The following is a 19,775-nucleotide window of genomic DNA, read 5'->3' as shown; positions in this document are numbered from 1 at the left end:
TGCCGCACTGGCCATCGAGAGTCCGGTGTCGGGGGTAAAGCGGACCTCACGGTTGCGCCCTCCAACTTCCGAGTTTGACCCCAAGGCGGACCTAAGGGTCGATTCTTCGGCCGCTCGAAATCCCGCACCCAAAGTCTGGTACCCCAAGATCCTGTAGATGTGCCAATCTACCTTTGGGGAGCCGGGTGTGGGGGAATCAATGGCATGAGCGATCTGCGCGACTGGTTGCGTGAGCACAATCTGGAGCAATACGCCGAAGTTTTTGAGGCGAATGACATCGGCCTCGATATTCTCCCCGACCTCGATGACGATGATCTCGAGCAATTGGGTCTCTCACTAGGCAATCGCCGGAGGCTTTTGAAGGCGATCGCGGCGGGTAAGACCGCAGCAGCCCCGATTGCCGGCCAGGGCGAGGCTCCTTCGCCTGGCAAAGCTGCGGCTGAGGCGTCCGGCTCGGGCGATGCCGAGCGGCGGCAGGTTTCGGTGATGTTCGCCGACATGGTTGGCTCTACGGCGCTCTCGGCGAAGCTCGATCCAGAGCTGCTCAGCGGCCTGATCCGGCGGTACCAAGACGCGGTGGCGGGTGCGATTGGACGTTACGGTGGATTCGTCGCGAAGTTCATGGGAGATGGCGTATTGGCCTATTTCGGTTTTCCCCGGGCCTTTGAGGATGCGGCGGAACGCGCGGTCCGCTCGGCGATTGGAATTCTATCGGAAGTTAGCGCAATTGAATTGCCCGACGGGTCCCGCGTGCAGACGCGGATTGGCATCGCAACTGGCCTGGTCGTGGTCGGCGAAATCATCGGTACCGGCTCGGCTCAGGAGCGGACCATTGTCGGTGAAACGCCCAACCTCGCGGCAAGGCTGCAGGCCCTTGCGGATGCAGACTGCATCATTATCAGCGAGTCCACCCAAAAGTTGTTGGGCGGCCTTTTCGAACTCACCCATACCGGCGAGCACGAGCTCAAGGGCTTTTCCCGCCCAGTGCCAGCTTGGCGCGTGTGCGGCGAAGCCTCGGTCGAAAGCCGATTTGCTGCGATCCGCGCGAAACGCCTGCCGCTGGTCGGTCGAGCGCATGAAACGGGCCTGATGCGCGAACGCTGGCGCCTGGCGCAGCAGGGCGAAGGCCAGATCGTCACCGTGACCGGCGAAGCCGGAATCGGCAAATCGCGCGTGATCGAGGGGCTGCAGCAAGAGCTTGCGGCCGAAGCTCATGCGCGCATCAATCTGCAATGCTCTCCCTATCACAGCGACAGCGCACTCTACCCGGTGATCCAATATCTCAACCGCGCCGCCGACCTTGCGCCTGGCGATCCATCGGATTCGCGCACCGAGAAACTCCGCTCGCTTCTTGGCGCGCGGCACATCACCGATCCGGCTGCGCTGCCGCTGTTGGCCGAGCTGTTGTCGATCCCGTTGGCTGAGGCAGCTCCCGCCGCGGCGCCGGCGCAGCGCAAGGCCGCAACGCTGGCGCTGATCGTCGAGATCATGAAGCGGACCAGCGGCAACGATCCGGTGCTGACTGTATTGGAAGACGCGCACTGGATCGATGCGACCACGATCGAACTGATGACGCGATTGGCCGACAGCATAGCCCGCTCGCGGTTCCTTGTCGTGGTGTCGGCGCGACCGGATTTCACGCCGCCATGGCTGTCAAGGCCACACGCCACGCTGATCACGCTCGGACGACTCGGCCGGCCCGAATGTATGCAGGTGGTGGCGAGCATCGCTGCGGCGCATGGACTGACGGCGGACACGATCGCCGCGATCATCGCCAAAACTGACGGCGTGCCGCTGTTCGTCGAAGAGCTGACGCGGAGCGTGATGGAATCGGCAGGCGAGGATTCGGTGCCTGCGACGCTGAAGGACTCGTTGATGGCCCGCCTCGACCGTCTCGGCGGGGCCCGCGAGGTGGCCCAAATTGCCGCGGTGATCGGCCGGCAATTCACCTTTGCCTTGCTGGAAGCGGTAGCCGGCAAGGACAACGACGAACTGGAAGACATGCTGGCAAAGCTGGTTGCCGCGGGAATTGTCTTTCCTGAGGAGCGTGGCCTCGAGCGGAGCTTCAACTTCAAGCACGCGCTGGTGCGGGACGCCGCCTATGAAAGCCTGTTGCTGATGCGCCGGCGCGAATGGCACGGGCGCGTCGCTCTGGCGCTGGAGCATCGTTTTGGTGACGTCGCCGCGAACGAGCCGGAGTTGCTGGCCTATCATTTCGGTGAGGCGGGACAGTTCTCTCCTGCTTGCGATTATCGCATGCGCGCCGGTAACCAATCCGTTAGCCGCTCGGCCTACGTGGAGGCGATCGCGCATTTCATGGCGGGCCTCCGGCTCGCCGAAACCATGTTGCCGCAAGACGGCCGGCGCCGGCAGTTGGAATTCTGGCTCAAGCTCGGCGCGGCATCGGTGGTCGCGCACGGCCTGCAAAGCGCCGAAGCCGAAGCAGCTTATGCCAGGGCCAGCGAGATCGGCGACCAGCTCGGCGACGGCTCAGCCTCCTTCCAGGCCAAATGGGGGCTCTGGATCAACGCCAACCTCAGGCGCAAGACCGCTCTTGCGCGCGACCGTGCGGGCGAACTGGTGTCGCTTGCGCAGCAGTCCGGCGATCGCGAGTTGTTGCTCGAAGCCTATCATTGCCAGTTTTCAACAGCCTATTTTCGCGGCGATGTCGGCGGCGCGCTGGACGGCTGCAGGCACGTCATCGCGCTTTACGACATGACGCAGCACCGTCATCTCGCACACGCCTTTGGTGGCCACGATCCCGCCGTCTGCGCCCATATTCAGTGCGGCAATTCATTGCGGCTATCTGGCGACGAACAACAGGCAAAGTCGCATTTCATGCAAGGTATTGCGCTGGCCGAATTGCTCGACCACCCGAACAGTCTCGCGCACGGGCTACACAACGTGGGCATCGGCTATCAGCTCGGGGGAGACCGCGACGCGACGTACGCAGCCGCGCATCGCGCGGCCGCGCTGGCCGACAAATTCGGCCTACCGCCATGGCGCGCCAGCAGCTTGATCCTGGTCGGATGGGCGACCGCAACCGGTGCCGCCGCTGCGGATGCCGTACGGCTGATCGACGCCGAGATCGGCAAGGCCACGGCGGCCGGTCCGCTGCCCCAATATTATCTCGGCCTTGCAGCCGAGGTGCTGCTTGCCGCAGGTCGGCCGGCGGACGCGCTCGGTCATCTCGACCGCGCAATCGCAGGAGTCGACGAGGCTGGCGTCGGCATCTACATGCCGGAAATCTACCGCCTGCGTGGTGCGTGCTTGCTGGCGCTCGACCGCGGCAACAAGACCGAGGCACGATCGGCCTTCGCAACCGCCGCCGACATCGCTAGGCGCCAGGGAGCCCTCATGTTCGAGCGCCGCGCGCAGGCTTCATTGTCCGAATTCGCGATATAGGGATTTTGCATAACCGCTATCGATTCGGCCCTGGAATGTCGGTTCATGGCCCATCGCGTCAGTTGGCGCAATGCAGCGACATGTCCGGAGTTGAGGGTAGACCAGAAATAGCTGGCCGACTGCAAAGACGACGCGATTGACCCAACTCGGACGTCAGTACCTACGCAATCTCAATCATCGGCTGGTAAGTTTCGCTCCTTGTTCCTTTCGAGAGAGACGCACATGGCACGGCTTCTTCTATTGATTGCTGCATTGTTGGTGGGATTGTCCGACGCAGCGTTTGGGCAGACATCCACCGAGATCGCGCCTGGCGGAAAGCTGCGGGTTGGCATGATTGCCATTACGGTGCTCGGAGGCGTGGCTGAACCCGTCGCGAGGTTCGTCGGACAGAAGCTGGGGGCGGCTGTTGAACCGGTGATGTATCCGAACCCGGAAGCTTATCTGCAAAGTTTCGGCAAGGGTGAATGGGACATCGCCATCGGGCCGCGCGTCCTTGCCCCGGCTGACAAGGCGGATTCAACGGCGAACCTTTGGGCCATAAGTCTCGTCTACGTTGCCGCGCCGGGAATGGAATTTCCCGACATCGCCTCCGTGGACAAGGCAGGTGTGAAGATTGGCACCATCCTCGGTGCTCCCTCCGACCGTGTGCTGACGCGGGAGATCAAGGCCGCCGAGATCGTCCGCATCCCTTTGAGTCCGACCATTGCGGCCGACGTAGCCGACCTCCTGCGCTCCGGCAAAGCGAACGTCTTTGGCGCGGACTCCGGCGTCGGGTATCCTGCCGCCGAGGCGCTGACCGGTGCCAAGGTCGTGCCGGGCGCCTTTGGGACCGTTCTCGTGGCGGCTGCGCTGCCGAAAGGCCGCTCTCCCGCTGCGCAGGCTCTGCTCGCGACACTCGTCGACGAAGCAAAACAGACCGGCGTAGTGCAGAAAGCCATCGACGCGAAGAACCTCAAGGGCGTGAACGTCGTCACAAAATAGCAGGACACGAACGAAGGCCCGGTCGAGGCCGCCCGGTCACCAAGTCGCAGGTTGTGAAGGTAGTCTGCGTCGGCGCAAGTTCAACCGTTTTGGAGGTTTCCGTGCGAATGAATGCATTCTGCAAACTACTTGGTGCAGCGTCAGCGTGTCTGTTCGTCTCGTCAGCCGCCTTGGCCGAGGAACAAGAATTCGCTGGCAATTACCAACTAATCAGCGCCACGCGAAAAATTGTCGATACCGGACAGATCGAAGACACCTTTGGAAAGAAGCCAAAGGGGTTGGCCATGTATGGGAAGGATGGTCATTTCGTCATTCTTATCACCTATGACGGCCGGCCCAAGCCTGAATCGATTGATAAGATGACTGATCAGCAACGCGCCGATCTTCATCGAATGATGACGGCTTACGGCGGTACTTACACCTACGACGGTAGCAAGGTTGTGCACCATCTCGATCTCTCGTGGAACGAGGTTTGGGCCGGTACGACGAACATCCGAGACGTGCAACGCGATGGAGATCGGATTATCTACGTCGCCCGCCCGGCACCCTTTGCAAGCGACGGCAAGATGAGCGTGGTGACTTTGGTTTGGGAAAAAATGAAATAGCCGCACCGAGTGTTTGAATAGCCAAGCCAATTGCTGCGATGCATGAGTCTGCGTCTGGCCCTTTTCGGAAATGCCGCGCTGGCTATTGAAAGTCCAGTGTCGAGGGTGAAGCGGACGTCACGATTCGCGCGTTCCGACTTCCGCGTTTGACCCGGAACGGACATTCCAGCCGCTCAATTCCTGCGCTAATCTCAGCCCACCGAGTACCAAAAGGGCAGAGCATTGGAGGGAAACTTCTTATGTCCACGTTAAAATGCCTTGTTGCCATCGTTGGGTGGCTTATTGCGGCGTATCCGAGCTTTGCCGATGACCGTGAGAAGGTGATCGGCATCTGGAAACTGGTTTCTCAAGAAATTGAGATTCAAGCCACCGGGCAGAAAGAACCCGTCTTCGGACGCTCCCCTACGGGATACGCAATTTTCACGGCTGAGGGCCGTGTAATGTTTGTGCTGACTGGAGAGGGGCGCAGGCCACCACAAACGGTCGAAGATCGCGCCGATCTGCTCAACAGCATGGCCGCCTACACCGGCATGTACCGTCTCGAGGGGGACAAATGGATTACGAAGGTCGATGTTGCTTGGAACCCTGAATGGGTGGGCACCGAGCAAACACGCTTCTTCAAATTAGACGGGGATCGCCTTCAAGTCACTTCGACGTGGCGAATAATGCCAAACTGGGCAGATAAGGGGATGCAGAGGAGCCTCCTTGTATTCGAAAAAACGAAATAGAAGTTTGAACAACCTACCTTCGCGAGCCGGGCGGCGACTATGAGCGCATGCGCCGCGCGTGCATTTCCCCGAACGCCTTCCGTTACGTCGCATAAGTCTCTTGTTGGCCCATCGCGTCAGTTGGCGCAATGCAGCGACATGTCCGGAGTTGAGGGTAGACCAGAAATAGCTGGCCGACTGCAAAGACGACGCGACTGACCCATCGCGTCATCTGCAGCTGCCGACGGCGCACAGTGATATCGCTGCCGCCGAACGGCGGATACACCATAGCGTCCTGTAACCGTAGCGCGCGAACCCGCCATCTGAAGCGGATTTAACCGATGACCCTCTTCATCCGCGCTTCGACAGCATCTCTTGGAGCATTGCCTCGACCGAGTACGGCGAAATCCCAAGTTCGACAAAGCCGGGCATCTCCGGCGATGACACGGTGTCGATCTGCATGAGCTCCACCTGATTGCGCGTGAGAAGTGGCTCCGGGAGCATTTCGGACGCCCATGCCAGCACGTGCCAAACGGCGAACGGGATGGGGACCAGGATGGGCGCGAGGCCAGCCTGGCGCGCGACGATTCCGACCAATTCCTCGTAAGAGTGGACGCGAGGGCCGCCGCACTCGAAGATCGTCGGTCGCGTCTCGGCTCGCTGGATGATCCGAACGGTCGCTTCCGCCACATCTTCCACATAGGCAGGCTGCAGACTCATCAAGCCGCGGCCGAACATCGGGTAGATTGGGAGCCGGCGGAGAAGCTTGAGGATGGTCGTGACGAACGCATCGTCCGGTCCGAACATGACGGCCGGTCGGATGATATGTGCGTCGGCGAAGGCAGCCCCGACCACCAATTCGCCTTCGCCACGCGCTCGGATGTACCGCGATCGAGACGCGGCATCGGCGCCGATGCCTGAAATGTGAACGAGCCTTCTGACCCCGGTCCGGCGCGCTTGGGCTGCTACCCGTTCGGCGGCTTCGACATGAACGGAATGAAACGTCTCCCGACCGTGCTCGACGTAAAGGCTGACCGCGTTTACGGCGGCGTAAGCGCCGGCAAGTGCATCCGCGACAGACCGTGCGTCGTGAATATCGGCCTGGACCAATTGAAGTTGCGGATCATGAGGGCCAGACTGACTGCGCCCGCGATCTGGATGCCTTGACGCGATCCGGACGGGAAACTCGCGATCGCGCAGATGCTGAACGATGCGGCGGCCGAGAAAACCGGTTCCGCCGAATACGGTGACGGTGCGACCGTTCGTTGCCATCCTTTGATCTTTGCTCGAGAGACCGCGCCATAGCCCGAGCCGAAGCCGACGTCAGGGCGATGGCCGTCTGTCGGAACAATACCCTCTCGCAGCGACTATTGGAATGCAGGCTGCTTCGATCCGCTATTGGACGGAAGCCGGAAGCAAAGGTCGAGCGAAACTGAGTTCGTGGCCGTCGGGATCAACCAGGTGGAAGAAGCGCTCACCCCATTCGGCATCGCGGGGTACCGTCGCCGGCTTGTAACCTGCCGCGAGCGCGCGTTCGTAAAGCGCGTCAACATCGGTGACGTAGAAGATGACCCGACCCCACCAGGACCAGCGTCGTTCGGCAGGTTGGTCGATGAGGTTGAGGTAGCTCGTACCTGCTCGGAAGCTAGTGAACGACGACCATTCGCCGCCATGCAGTACCTCAAACCCCAGCGCACGGTAGAATTGGACAGCCCGTGGCATTTCATGCGTGCCGAGTGTGACCGCGCTGACTCCCTCGATCATGGCCAAACTCCCCTGTTCGATTTCGCTGCGCCTTTTGTTGCCGCGGCAGCGGGATTAACCTCCACCTCATGTGTGACGAACGGCGAGCAAGTCAACGCCGAGAGGCCCTTTCCATGCGTCGCCGCCTCACGGCGAACGGTAGACGTCCCAAACAGTTCGAACCGAACATGGAGAGGCTCTAAACTTTAGCCAGTCGATCCGAACAGCACACGCGAAAAGGAGCAGAGCATGAGGGGCGATAAAAATGTTATCGAATACCTGAACAAAGCGCTTCGCCACGAGCTCACCGCGGTGAACCAATACTGGCTGCACTACCGCCTGCTCGACAATTGGGGCTACAAGGTGCTGGCCAAGATGTGGCGCAAGGAATCGATTGAAGAGATGCAACATGCAGACAAGCTCATCGAACGCATTATCTTCCTCGATGGATCTCCCAATATGCAGACGCTGGAATCCCTTCATATCGGGAAGACCGTGAAGGCCGTGCTCGATAGCGACTTGCAAGCCGAATTGTCGGCGCGCTCCCTCTACGCTGAAGCCGCGACCCATTGCCATCAGGTCGAAGACTACGTGGCACGGGATCTGTTTGAGCAACTCATGCACGATGAGGAAGAGCATATCGATTTTTTGGAAACCCAGATCGAACTCGTCGCGAGGATCGGTCTTGAGCTATATGCCCAGCGTCATATCGGAGAGCTCGACAAGGACTAAAGTGCCAACAACTGCTCATCCAATTCCGAATTGTGAGTACATGGCCTAGCTAATCGGTCAGCGGCCACCATCGAGGCAAAGCAACGGGCAAAAGAATGCTGCCAAGCGGTGTTCGCCTAGAGGCGATTCCGTTTTTTCTGGATCCGGCACGCCTCACGCTCGATGCTGGCCGCCACCAGCGGCGCCTGGTCGGCGGTGACGGGCGGGGAAAACACGAAACCTTGCACCAGGTCGCAATCGAGGCCGCCGAGCACATCCACTTCGGCCGGCAATTCGGCTCCCTCCGCCACGACAGTCATGCCCAGGCCGTGCGACAGGGCGATGATGCCGCCGAGCAGCTTGCGCTTCTCCGGCGCGGTGGAAATGCCGTCCACGAAGGCGCGATCCACCTTCAGCCAGTGGAACGGCAGGCGCGTCAGATAACCGAGCGAGGAATAGCCCGAGCCGAAATCGTCCAGCGCCAGCCGGACGCCGAGACCGGAGAGCGCCGTCAGCGTGCGGCTGATCCGCTGCTCGGTATGATCCACGAACAGGCTTTCGGTCAGCTCCAGGCAGAGCAGCTTCGCCGGAAAGCCGGTCTCCGCCAGCACCGCCGCGACGGCCGCATCGAAATCCACGTTCCAGATCTGCGCCGGCGAGACGTTGACCGAGACGGAGCGCGGCGGCAACCCGGCATCGAGCCAGGCGCGGCCCTGCCGGCAGGCCTCGCGCAGCACCCAAAGGCCGAGATCGACGATGAGCCCGGAGCTTTCGGCGATCGGGATGAACTCCGCCGGCGAGATTGGTCCGCGCTCGGGATGGGTCCAGCGCAGCAGCGCCTCGAAGCTGGTGACGCGGCCGGTCCTCAGGTCCACCTGCGGCTGGTAACGCGCCTGAAGGGTGCCGGCCTCAACCGCGTGGCGCAGATGCCGGCCGAGATCGAGCCTTTGATCGACTGCCTGGGCATAGACCGGCTCGAACAGTTGCGCCCGGCCACGCCCGGCCTCCTTGGCCATATAGAGCGCCAGGTCCGCATTGCGCACGGCGGTCTCCGCCGTCGCCCCATGCTCCGGCAGGCGGGCGATGCCGATGGTGGCGCCGACGAAGGCCTCGCCCTCGGCGAGATCGACCGGGACGGACAGCTTGCCGATGAGCCGATCGGCAAGCCCGGTCAGCGCGGCGTCGGACATGCCGCGTCCCTCCGCCAGCACGGCGAATTCGTCGCCGCCGAGCCGGGCGATGAAGGCGCGCGGCCCCAGCTCCTGCCGCAGTGCCGCCGCCACCTGGATCAGCAATTTGTCGCCGGCGGCATGGCCGAGGGAATCATTGACCTCCTTGAAGCGATCGAGATCGATGAGCAGCAGCGCGGCGCGTCGGTCTTGCCGGGTGCAGCCCTCGATCAGGGTAGCGAGCTGGCGCGTGAACAGCGCGCGATTGGCGAGCCCGGTCAAAGGGTCGGTATAGGCGAGCTGCTCGAGTTGTCGCTCAGCCTCCTTGCGCTCGGTGACGTCCTGCACCGTGCCAATGATGCCGATGACCTTGTCGTGGGCGACCTCCGCCTTGCAGATGACAGCCAGATCGCGGGCCGTGCCGTCCGCGTGCAGGATGCGCAGGTCGGTGGCCTCGGTCCTTCGGGTGCGGACGACCCTCCTCTGCAGGTCCTTGAAGCGGTCGGCGTCGCCGTCCAGGAAATAGGGTCTCATGCTCTCATCGGTCGGCTCGAACGTGTCGGGGCCGAAGCCGAGAAGCTGGTAGAGCTCGGGCGCCCAGGTCGTACGGCCGGTGTCCAGACGGTAGCTCCAGGTGCCGATCTTGCCGAGCCGTTGGGCTTCCTCCAGCGCCCGCGTGCGCTGGTCGAGCAAGGCCTTGGCCGCCCTGAGCTGGGTGATGTCGCTGGACGTGCCGCGATAGCCGAGAAAGCTGCCATCATCGGCGTAGATGGGCTTGCCGCTGGTGCAGATACTGACGCGCGACCCGTCCTGGCCGATCAGCGTATAGGTGAAGTCGCGAAAAGGGCGATGGGCCTCCATGTCGGCCCGGTGCCGCGCCATGGCCTCCCCGTCCTCGGGCGCATAGGCCAGTTCCCAGCGCGCCTTGCCGCCGGACGCCACGGTCTGGAAGGCCGCATTGCCGGCCAGCGATTTGGGATAGGGCAGCAGCCGGTGGGCAGCGTCGGTCTCCCAGCACCAGTCCGAAGCGGTAGAGACAAAATCGGCCAGCCGTTGCTCGCTCTCCGTCAGGCGCCGCAGCGCGGAGGTCTCCTCGGTGACGTCGCGGACAATGCCTGACACGCGCCGGACCTGACCGCGCGCGTCGAATTCCGGCTCGCCATGCACCACACAGTCGAGCAGGCTGCCGTCGGAACTGCGGAGCCGCGTCCGCACCGCATAGGGCCGCCCCTCCGCCCAACAAGCTGCGTAATGCGCCTCCAGAACCTTCCGGCTTTCAGGCAGATAGCGCGCGCGCACCGTGGCGATGGGGATGTAGCCGTCGACCGTCTCGAATTCGTAGAAGGCAGCAAGCTCGGGCGATATCCAGAGATCGGTCGCGGCGGCGCTCTCCGACTCCCAGTAGCCCATGCGGGCCAATCTGATGGCGCACCGCAGCGATCGCTCCTCATGCCAGCGGCGGCCCGCTTCCCGGGTCGGGGCCTGCCCTTGCGACAATTTGCGAGCGGCCATCGGTCCCCAACTACAAGGCGAGCGTACGCAACCAATACGCTAGCATGGAGCGCCACAACCTTGGAGCGACGGCGGCGACAAACCGGGGTTGTTCCGCATCTTTGGTGTAGTTTCGGTGAATTCTGCAACCGGCAGCAAGTGTCCGGACGCGACTTGATCTGAACCGTTCTTCGCCACGCTCAAACACTGGTTGGTTAAAGCCGCGCAGCGAGCCATCGCGGCAGCCTGCGATGCGACCGCTTCGATCACGCGAAGCCGTCGCACCACGCTTCTGTTCAGCGGATCCGCACCAGCTCCATATCGAGATCGCCGGCGACGGCGGGCTCGATCTGGCAGCGCGAGATTCCGATATCGCGCAGCGTCCGGTCATCGAGCTGGCGCAGCGTCTTGATCGCCTCCCGGCGCACCCAATAGGTCGCGAGTGCATCGCCCCACACTCGGAGCAATCGGAGCAATCCGCCCATCATGCTGGACCGCACGGGCGATGCCGCAGCTGAGTCTATCGTCGTCATTGTCATCTCCTTCGAGGCCCAAACGACAAAGCTATGCCGTTGACGCAAATGCCGTTTCGACACCTGCGCCGTCCTAACCTCGGATCGCTTGCGCGCTCCTCGGTGCAATCATGGGCTTGTTCGCTCTTAAATGATCCGGTACATTGCTCGGAGCAAGTAAAACATTGCTCTCGGTGCAATAATGTCGAGGTTCGAATATCTGAAGCTGGCGGATGCGGTTGCCGCCGAGATCGCCAGCGGCGCGCTGAAGGCGGGCGACCGCCTGCCGCCGCAACGCCATTTCGCCTATGACCGCAACATCGCGGTCTCGACTGCGAGCCGGGTCTACACCGAGCTGTTGCGGCGCGGGCTGGTGGTCGGTGAAGTCGGCCGCGGCACCTTCGTGTCCGGCGAGGCGCGACGCGGCATCGCCGCTCCGACCGAGCCGCGCGGCGCGCGCATCGATCTCGAATTCAACTATCCGCTGCTGCCGCATCAGGCGACGATGATCGCCAAGAGCCTCGAAGGGCTGGAGCGGCCCGAGGTGCTCGAGGGCGCGCTGCGGCCGGCGACCAGTTTCGGCACGCGGGCAGCGCGCACGATCTCCGCGGAATTCCTGGCGCGCAAGAGCTGGGCGCCGAATCCCGACCAGATCGTGTTCACCGCCAATGGCCGGCAATGCATCGCCTCCGCGCTCGCCGCCGTCGTACCGCCCGGCGGACGCTGCGGCGTCGAGGCGCTGACCTATCCGTTCGTGAAGGGCATTGCCGCACGGCTCGGCATCGCGCTGGTGCCGCTTGCGATGGACGAGCATGGCGTGCGCCCGGACGCAGTGCAGAAGGCGCACCGCGAAGCGCATCTGTCCGCGCTCTACATCCAGCCCACGATCCAGAACCCGCTCAGCATCACGATGCCGGCCGAGCGCCGCGCCGAGCTGCTGCGCGTGGTGGAGAAGCTCGGCCTCGTCGTCATCGAGGATGGCGTCTACGGATTCCTCGACGACGAGGTGCCGCTGGCCGCGCTCGCGCCGGACAGCTGCATCGTGCTCGACAGCCTGTCGAAGAAGGTCGCGCCCGGCCTCGCGCTCGGCTTCATCGTCCCGCCGCCGCGGCTGCGCGAAAGCATCATGGCCGCGGTGCGCTCGGGCGGCTGGACCGCCTCGGGCTACGCCTTCGCCGCCGGACAGCGGCTGATGGCCGACGGCACCGCCGCCGAACTGTCACGGCTGAAGCGGATCGACGCCGGCCGCCGCCAGCAGATCGCGGCCAAGCATCTGACCGATTTCGAGATCCAGACCAACCCGAAATCCTATCATCTGTGGCTGACCTTGCCGCCGCACTGGCGCTCGCAGACCCTGGTCGCGGCCGCGGCGCGACGCGACATCGCGCTGACGCCGTCGACCACCTTCGCCGCCACGCCCGGACACGCGCCCAATGCCGTGCGGCTCGCGCTCGCCGCGCCGCCGATGGAGCAACTCGACCTCGGCCTGCGGACATTGGCGGGAATGCTGAGCGCGACCGAGGAGGATTTTGATTCGACGGAATGACATCGCACGCTCACTCCGAAGCGGTGCAGCGGCCCAGAATCGAATACAGGCGGCACTCGCGATCGCTGCACTCGCAGCGGCCTATTCTCGTTGATCCGAGCGCCAGAGCATCAAAAGCCACAGGCCGCATACGTCTTTCTCACGAGACGAAAATGCGCGCCTTCGGCTACGAAATCCACGTCCAGGCACTGGTTGCCTCTGCGATATTCCCCGATCACGCCGCACTGCAGATATTCGAGGTTGATCCGCCAGCGTTTCTCTTGCGGTGAGTAGGTCGCAAAGTCGTGCTGCGCGACCGGCGTTCCCTTGCAAATTCCGGCAACATATTGCCGCACGTCGGGCGGCAGATTGTCGACGTGATTGTGATCAAGCGGATCATGCTTGTTGCCGACGCTGCCCTTGGAAAGAGCCGGGGAGATGCTCAAGAGCGCAAGGCATAGAGCCAGAAGGGGGGTCCGGACTGTCATCTGACACTCCAGCTTGAAGCAAATCGGTTGCCGAGTTTACAGCGTGTTGCTTACAGCCCGCTTACAGTCCGGTCGCGAGAGCGGCCGCCTCACCGATTGCGAACCGGCTTCGGCAACAGCCCATCAGGCAATTGATCGAAGCGGTAGCGCCGCGGGCGGTTGCGGGTGACGAAACCGCCGACCTGCCAGGTGAACAGCGCGGCAAAGCCGACCAGGAACAGCGCGCCCATCCAGTTCGCAGCCAGCAGCGCCATCACCAGCAATCCGGTCATTGCCACCGCAAGGCACGCCAGCAGCGCCAGCGCCGCGGTATATGTCTTCGGCCCGAGGCCTCCGACCAGCCTGGCCGTGCTGGCCGCCGCCTGCATCCGGCGATGCAGCTCGACGATGAAGTCGCGGTAGAGATGGCCTTGCGGCGCGACCAGCGTCGCGGTCTGCCAGGTGGTCGACAGGATCGCGATCCGCCCGCCTTTGGCATTGTCGATGTCGGCGCGAAACCGCTGCTGCTGCATCGAGACCGGGCGGTAGGACAGTTTGACGGCGGAGATGTCCTTGTAATCCCACACGCCCGACCTGCCGGCGATCCGCCACGACAACCCGTCGTCGGTCAGCTCGAACTGGTGCGCCGAGCCGATCAATGAGGCCTTGTAGGCATAGCGCACTGCTGTGCCCTCGTCTGCCTCCGGCCGGTCCTGCAACGTTGTTGGCAATCCGCCGTTCCACCCGTTCAGACACATCCGCGCGCTTGCATAGGATGTCACGCCTATCCTACAAGCGAGCCATGCCCGAGACGACCTATTTTCCGCGTTACCTCATTCTCGGCGGCGCGATGATATCCGGCGTGCTGCTGGCGCTTGCCGTGCACATGCTCGGCGCGCGGTACGGGCTCGATCTCGGCGGCCTGTGGCGCTCCGATACCCACGAGTTCATGCCGGCGGGTGCGGCGATCGCCTGGTGGCTGATCGCGAGCGTCGGATTTTCGGGCGGCTACTTCACCGCCAATCTGATGCACAGCGCGGTGGCCGGCCAGATCCCGCAGCGGATGCGGCAGTTCCTGATCGTCGTCGGCGTGCTGATGCTGGCCGGCGCCGGCCAGGCCGCGGCGGCGCCAAGCACGGTCTCGACCATTTCCGCCGTGCTCGCCGGTCTCGCCGCGCTGTGCCTCGGCGCCGTGATGGCGTTTTGCGGCGCCTATTTTGCCCAGCGCAAGAGCTAGGCCGTGAACCCATAAAACTCCCAGCTGGCTGGCTTGCCAGAGTCAGCTATTCCCCGATAGCGACTAAATTCCACAGTGCAGCGAAATGTCGCGAAGGGCCACACCGCACCACAAGCCGACATCAGCGTATTCTCCGATTTCGGACTGAACTGACAATTTCCTTCGCCGCGACCTGAAGCTCGCCGAGATGCCGGGCCGCAAAGGCCTCGATGGAAAAGGCGGTCTTTAGCCAGAGCATGTTGATCGCGCCGAGGACCCGTTGCCCATCGCGCAGGGGAACCGCGATCGAGAACAGACCATCCGCATGCAGGGGACCACCATAGTAACCTCCGGTATGCGTGGGGTCGCGGGTGCCATAGCCGCGCGCGCGAACCTCGGCGAGGATGCTGCTCAAGCGCGCCGGCTCTCGCGCCAACCGATCCTCAGGCTTGCTGGAACTGCGCAACAGATCGACAATGCGCTGTCGCTCCTTGACGGGACAATACGCGAGATAGGCGCGGCCGACTGCCGAATGCAGCCAGTTAACCGGCAACCCGATGCGCTCCTGCTGCAACAAGATCGGGCTTCGCGCCCGCGTTGTCTCCCGAATTTCCATGTGGTCACCCGCCGGCACCATCAGGTCGGAGGGCCAGGAAACCCGCTCGCACAGTCGCTCCAGGATCGGAGCCGCGGCTTCCGCGATGCGGTCGCGATGTTCTCGACGCGAAGGCGCATGCGAAAGCGTCGCGCCGATGCGATAGCGGCCGTCGGCAAGCCGTCGCGTGACCAAGCCGGACCGGGCCAGCGTGTGGAGGATACGGAGCAGGCTCGGCTTGGAGATGTTGGTGAAGACATGCAGTTCGTGCAGCGACGAGTCGGGCTGCATTTGCAGGGCCTGCAAAACGAGAAGGCCTCGCTCCAGGCTCTTGATGACTTTCGGACCCGCCATTGCCTGCTCGCCTCGTTCCACATTGTGGAATGTAGTGTTCCACAATGCGGAATGCAGGTCGATTCTTCTGGCGAAACGCCACCGTCACGTTCAAAGGTAGGGTGCCTGCAGGTTGCGACTTGGAATCGAGATTTTCATCGTTGATGGAGACTTCCATGAGATCCCACCTGTTTCACCGCACGACCTCATTGTCCCTCGCGACGCTGGCCCTGCTCACCTCGAGCCTCCAAGCATCCGCGCAGACATCCTTTCCGACCGGCACGGTACGCTTCGTGGCGCCGTTTTCGGCCAGCACGCCGCCCGACATCATCAGCCGCATCGTATCGAAGGAATTGACGGAATCGGAAGGCTGGCGGGTGATTGTCGAGAACCGGCCGGGCGGTGTCACCACCATCGCGGCGACCGACGTCCTCACCCAGCCGGCGGACGGCAACAACCTCTATGCGATGTCGGTGCCGTCGGCTGCGGCGCCGTCGCTGGTGCCGAACATCTCGTTCGATCTCGGCCGGGATTTCGACCCGGTCATCAAGGCGACGGTTTCCTACAACGTTCTGGTGGTGAATCCGTCGGTGCCAGCGAAGACAGTGGCGGAGTTGGTGACGCTGCTGAAAAGCCAGCCCGACAAGCTGACGTTCTCTTCGGGCGGGTTCGGCACGCCCGCGCATCTGATCGGCGAGCAATTCAAGCTGCAGACAGGCACGCGCGCCCAGCACGTTCCCTACGCGCAATTCCCGCAGGCGATCGGCGACCTGCTCAACGGCACCAACGCCTTCATGTTCATCACCATGTTGCCGGTGGTTGATCTGATCAAGACCGGAAAGCTGCGGGCGCTCGCGGTTACCGGTCCGAAGCGTGTGCCGATCCTGCCTGATGTGCCGACTATTGTCGAAGCCGGCTACCCTTCGCTGGTCGTCGAGGACTGGACCGGCTTCGCCGTCAGGCATGGCACTCCGAAGGAAACAGTTGCGCGGCTCAATGCTGCGATCAACAAGGCGCTGCAGAAACCCTCGGTGCGCGAGGCGCTGGCAAAGATCGGTGCTGAGCCGGCAGGCGGCACGCCTGAGCAATTCGGCCGGCTGGTTGGCGATCAGGTCGCGCACTGGCACGATGTCGTAGCCGGAATGAAGGTCCAGCAATAGTGCCATCGGTTTTTCGCGTGACGCTGCTCGGGACGGGGACGCCGATCCCCCGCCCCGATCGCTTTGGGCCGAGCACGCTAATCGAGGCGGGCGAGCATACGATCCTGATCGATGCCGGCCGCGGCGCCGCTATGCGCTTGTTTCAGCTCGGCGTTCCCATCGGTCGAGTCGATGCGCTGCTGCTCACGCATTTTCATTCCGATCACACGGTCGGCATTCCTGACCTCTGGCTGACGGGCTGGCTGAGCTCATATTTCGGCAACCGCCAGCGCCCATTCAACGTGATCGGCCCGGTTGGCACAGCCAAGCTGATGCACCACCTCGAAGCGGCCTACGCCCACGACATCGAGATCCGCGTCGAGGATGAGAAGCTGGCACGCGAGCATGTCGCGATCACGGTGAACGAGTTTGCGGAGGATGGCGTCGTCTATCAGACCGGCGATCTGCGCGTCATAGCCTTCGCGGTCGATCATGGCGACGCCATCAAGCCGGCATATGGCTATCGTATCGAATATCGCGGCCGCATGGCCGTCATCTCCGGCGATACTCGCTACAACGCAAACGTGCTCCGCAACGGCGAGGGCGCTGACTTGCTGGTACATGAGGTCGCAATGGCGCCGCCGAGGCTTCTGGGTCAAGCCGACATCCAGCGCATCGTCAATCATCATACCTCGCCACAGGAAGCCGGACGCGTGTTCGCGAAGACGCGGCCTAAACTCGCCGTGTTCACGCATCTGGTCATGCTCGCCAGTGACTCCGTGACGGCACCGAGCGTTGACGATCTGATCGCGGCGACCCGCGAGACTTATGCCGGACCGCTTGTTGTCGGCGAAGACCTGATGAGCTTCGAGATCGGCGAGACCGTTACGGTCAGAAATCCACCGCACTGGCGAGGGGGCAGATCACCCCGCCAAGGCGACCACCCGCCAATCATGCTCCAAGGTGGGACAGGTTAGAAACGCGATGCTTATAGGTCCCTGTTATGGACCTATAAGAACGGGCGCATTCGTAGGGAATGGTAACCGCACGGCAGCAAGGTTCCACCCATGGTGAAGAAGCCTTGAATGTGCGGCCGAAATCGCGCTGAGGGCCGCTATTTAAGTGACCTGCTCACGCAGGCGCCGGTCCAATGTCGCCGCTCGCTGGTTCTCACCGCTGCGTCTGTGATGATGCGCCGATCCAGATCAGCGCGGCGGCCACCAGCAACACGCCGGCAGAGATCACAAGCGCCGCATGCAGGCCGGCAATGAAGGCCGCGGACCGGCTGACCAGCGAGCCGAACAGCGCCACACCGAGCACGCTGCCGGTCTGCCGGGTCGCATTCAGCACCCCGGCCGCGATCCCGGCATGCTGCGGCTCGGCACTGCCGAGCAGCGCCGATGTCAGCGGCGGCACCAGCAGGCCGAGGCCGCCGCTGATTGCCAGCAGTTGCAGGCAGATCGCGAGATAGCCGGTACCGGCACCGATGAACAGCATCGCCAGGCATCCGGCGGCCGAGATCGCGGCGCCGAGCGCGATCGTCCGCGGCGCGCCGATCCGCTCCGCGACATGCGGCGCGATCAAATTGGCGGGCAGCACGGCGCCGAGCATCGGCACGAACGCGAGGCCGGTGGCGAACGCCGACAGCCTGTTGACTTGCTGGAAGTAGAGGCTGAACACGAAGATCAGCCCGTAGAACGCAACGTTCACCAGCAGGCCGACCAGCGAGGTCAGGGCAAACATCCTGTTGCTGAACAGCGAGAGCGGCAGCATCGGCTGCGCCGTGCGCGCCTCATGCCAGACGAACAGCACGGAGAAGACGGCCCCAAGAGCGAAGCCTGCGACGACGAACGGGCTATCCCAGCCGAGCGCGCCGCCCTCGATGAGCGCGCCGGCCAGCGTGCCGAGCGCGGCGATCGCGGCAATTTGTCCCGGCAGATCGAGCCGGTGCTGGTGATGGCGCTTGGTTTCGCCGGCAAAGCGCCAGGCGAGCCACAGCCCGGCCAGGCCGATCGGCAGATTGACCAGGAAGATCGCGCGCCAGCCGACCAGCGTGATCAGCCCGCCGCCGACGAGCGGGCCGGCGGTCAGCGCAAGGCTCGCGCCTGCGGCCCAGACGCCGACCGCCCGTCCGCGCGCCTTTTCGTCCGCATAGGCGTGGCGGAGCAGCGCGAGCGAGTTCGGCACCAGGATGGCCGCGGCCAGCCCCTGCACGCAGCGCGCGGCGATCAGCGTCACGGCGTCAGGCGCGACGGCACACCCAACCGACGCCGCGGTGAAGATGGCAAAGCCGGCCATGAAGACGCGCTTGGCGCCGATCCGGTCGCCGAGCGCGCCGGCGGTCAGGATGAAGGCGGCAAACGCGATGGTGTAGGCGCTGACCACCCATTGCAACTCGGCAACGCCGCCGCCGAGCGAGCCGCCGATGGCGTTGAGCGCCGTGTTGACGATGGTGACGTCCAGCTGCACGACGCCGTAACCAAGACTCATCGCGGCGAGCGTCAACGTCGCCGCAAGCCCGGTCGACTGCTGGTACGACCCCGCGCGCCGGTCCGGCACGCGAGGGAGGTTCGGGGATGTCTGTTGCATGGTCTTGACCTCGCTCTGGGCAACCAATGCGACAGATAGGTCTTCGTTTCTCAATGATACTTCGCCACGGATCGAAGTGTGGCATCGTCGTGCCGGCCGGGGCCGCGTGGCCGCGGCGATGTTGCGCGGCGTTTTGCCTCAATAGACCTACGGACCGCCCCCCGGGCGCCTCATTCCGGCCCGAACGGCGGTCCACAGCCGGATCACGCAGATGCGCACATCGACTTCACGCTTTGGTAAACGCCGCAGCCGGCCCGGACCTCCCCCACGCTGATGCATATCGTCCATTCGCTCCGCCCCGACGGCCCCGCAGTGGCGCTGCGACGACGGCAAAATCGGCAAAAATCCCGACGAAATCGCCAGGAACGGCTGAAGGACGGCGGAACATGCAGTGGCCCCGTCGCGGACGACGACATGGCTGCGACTCACATTCCGCAGAGCGAGAACATATGTAGCCAGTATGACAACAATGCTGGACGGGAGCCGAAGGTTGGCTTGTCAAGGGCTGCACAACGCATCGGTTTTGCCTTATGGGTCATCGCGTACGGTGCGTTTGCCCGTCACCCGTCGCCGTCCGTGACCGGGTC

At 63.4% G+C, this 19,775-nt stretch carries 17 protein-coding genes; 9 read left to right on the top strand and 8 right to left on the bottom strand.

All coding sequences use genetic code 11. The features are described from left to right. Nucleotides 1-204 precede the first annotated feature (204 nt). From AC066Y_RS13905 to AC066Y_RS13890, 4 genes are all read left to right on the top strand, one after another. Complete coding sequence (locus tag AC066Y_RS13905; protein ID WP_478274362.1) at nt 205-3,405, top strand: adenylate/guanylate cyclase domain-containing protein; 3,201 nt, start codon at nt 205-207, stop codon at nt 3,403-3,405. 222 nt (nt 3,406-3,627) lie between these two features. After that, nucleotides 3,628-4,386, top strand: coding sequence for a type 2 periplasmic-binding domain-containing protein (locus AC066Y_RS13900; RefSeq protein WP_478274361.1), 759 nt, complete (start codon nt 3,628-3,630; stop codon nt 4,384-4,386). 107 nt (nt 4,387-4,493) lie between these two features. Then, complete coding sequence (locus AC066Y_RS13895; RefSeq protein ID WP_478274360.1) at nt 4,494-4,991, top strand: lipocalin-like domain-containing protein; 498 nt, start codon at nt 4,494-4,496, stop codon at nt 4,989-4,991. Nucleotides 4,992-5,230: 239 nt separating this feature from the next. Continuing rightward, nucleotides 5,231-5,719 carry a lipocalin-like domain-containing protein gene (locus AC066Y_RS13890; protein ID WP_478274359.1) on the top strand — a complete coding sequence of 163 codons (489 nt, stop codon included), beginning with the start codon at nt 5,231-5,233 and terminating at the stop codon, nt 5,717-5,719. Nucleotides 5,720-6,049: 330 nt separating this feature from the next. On the opposite strand, the gene AC066Y_RS13885 is transcribed toward AC066Y_RS13890, so the two are convergent. Continuing rightward, the gene (locus tag AC066Y_RS13885) at nt 6,050-6,970 is read right to left on the bottom strand and encodes a complex I NDUFA9 subunit family protein (RefSeq protein WP_478274358.1); all 921 of its coding nucleotides are present in this window, start codon (nt 6,968-6,970) and stop codon (nt 6,050-6,052) included. A gap of 123 nt (nt 6,971-7,093) precedes the next feature. Then, entirely contained in the window at nt 7,094-7,462 is a 369-nt protein-coding gene (locus AC066Y_RS13880; protein ID WP_478274357.1) for a VOC family protein, read from the bottom strand. Between the two features lie 228 nt (nt 7,463-7,690). Here AC066Y_RS13880 and bfr point away from each other — a divergent pair, with 228 nt between their 5' ends. Then, nucleotides 7,691-8,173 carry a bacterioferritin gene (bfr, locus tag AC066Y_RS13875; protein WP_478274356.1) on the top strand — a complete coding sequence of 161 codons (483 nt, stop codon included), beginning with the start codon at nt 7,691-7,693 and terminating at the stop codon, nt 8,171-8,173. Nucleotides 8,174-8,289: 116 nt separating this feature from the next. Here bfr and AC066Y_RS13870 read toward each other — a convergent pair whose 3' ends face one another. Both AC066Y_RS13870 and AC066Y_RS13865 read right to left on the bottom strand, forming a co-directional pair. Next, the gene (locus AC066Y_RS13870; RefSeq protein ID WP_478274355.1) at nt 8,290-10,833 is read right to left on the bottom strand and encodes an EAL domain-containing protein; all 2,544 of its coding nucleotides are present in this window, start codon (nt 10,831-10,833) and stop codon (nt 8,290-8,292) included. A 275-nt stretch (nt 10,834-11,108) separates the two neighbouring features. Continuing rightward, on the bottom strand, nt 11,109-11,345 hold the full coding sequence (locus tag AC066Y_RS13865) for a DUF1127 domain-containing protein (RefSeq protein WP_478274354.1): 237 nt from the start codon (nt 11,343-11,345) through the stop codon (nt 11,109-11,111). 181 nt (nt 11,346-11,526) lie between these two features. Here AC066Y_RS13865 and AC066Y_RS13860 point away from each other — a divergent pair, with 181 nt between their 5' ends. Then, nucleotides 11,527-12,870: an aminotransferase-like domain-containing protein gene (locus AC066Y_RS13860; protein WP_478274353.1), complete on the top strand. Its 1,344-nt coding sequence runs from the start codon at nt 11,527-11,529 to the stop codon at nt 12,868-12,870. A 110-nt stretch (nt 12,871-12,980) separates the two neighbouring features. On the opposite strand, the gene AC066Y_RS13855 is transcribed toward AC066Y_RS13860, so the two are convergent. Together AC066Y_RS13855 and AC066Y_RS13850 are read right to left on the bottom strand one after the other, a co-directional pair. Continuing rightward, complete coding sequence (locus AC066Y_RS13855) at nt 12,981-13,337, bottom strand: hypothetical protein (protein WP_478274352.1); 357 nt, start codon at nt 13,335-13,337, stop codon at nt 12,981-12,983. Between the two features lie 89 nt (nt 13,338-13,426). Next, nucleotides 13,427-14,035, bottom strand: a complete 609-nt coding sequence (locus AC066Y_RS13850) for a hypothetical protein (protein ID WP_478274467.1) — start codon at nt 14,033-14,035, stop codon at nt 13,427-13,429. Nucleotides 14,036-14,118: 83 nt separating this feature from the next. Here AC066Y_RS13850 and AC066Y_RS13845 point away from each other — a divergent pair, with 83 nt between their 5' ends. After that, nucleotides 14,119-14,553 (top strand): hypothetical protein, encoded by a 435-nt coding sequence (locus AC066Y_RS13845; RefSeq protein ID WP_478274351.1) that lies wholly within the window; start codon nt 14,119-14,121, stop codon nt 14,551-14,553. Between the two features lie 121 nt (nt 14,554-14,674). Here AC066Y_RS13845 and AC066Y_RS13840 read toward each other — a convergent pair whose 3' ends face one another. Next, the gene (locus AC066Y_RS13840) at nt 14,675-15,481 is read right to left on the bottom strand and encodes an IclR family transcriptional regulator domain-containing protein (RefSeq protein ID WP_478274350.1); all 807 of its coding nucleotides are present in this window, start codon (nt 15,479-15,481) and stop codon (nt 14,675-14,677) included. 155 nt (nt 15,482-15,636) lie between these two features. On the opposite strand from AC066Y_RS13840, the gene AC066Y_RS13835 reads away from it, so the two are divergent. Next, nucleotides 15,637-16,620, top strand: coding sequence for a Bug family tripartite tricarboxylate transporter substrate binding protein (locus tag AC066Y_RS13835; RefSeq protein WP_478274349.1), 984 nt, complete (start codon nt 15,637-15,639; stop codon nt 16,618-16,620). 17 nt (nt 16,621-16,637) lie between these two features. Continuing rightward, nucleotides 16,638-17,576 (top strand): MBL fold metallo-hydrolase, encoded by a 939-nt coding sequence (locus AC066Y_RS13830; protein ID WP_478274348.1) that lies wholly within the window; start codon nt 16,638-16,640, stop codon nt 17,574-17,576. Nucleotides 17,577-17,769: 193 nt separating this feature from the next. Here the strand turns inward: AC066Y_RS13830 and AC066Y_RS13825 are convergent, their stop codons facing one another. Then, a complete protein-coding gene (locus AC066Y_RS13825) occupies nt 17,770-19,188 on the bottom strand; it encodes an MFS transporter (protein ID WP_478274347.1) in 1,419 nt (472 codons plus the stop codon). Nucleotides 19,189-19,775: the final 587 nt, after the last annotated feature.

This window comes from Bradyrhizobium sp. USDA3010, assembly GCF_056429065.1.
This window is presented reverse-complemented; position numbering and strand designations above follow the sequence as displayed.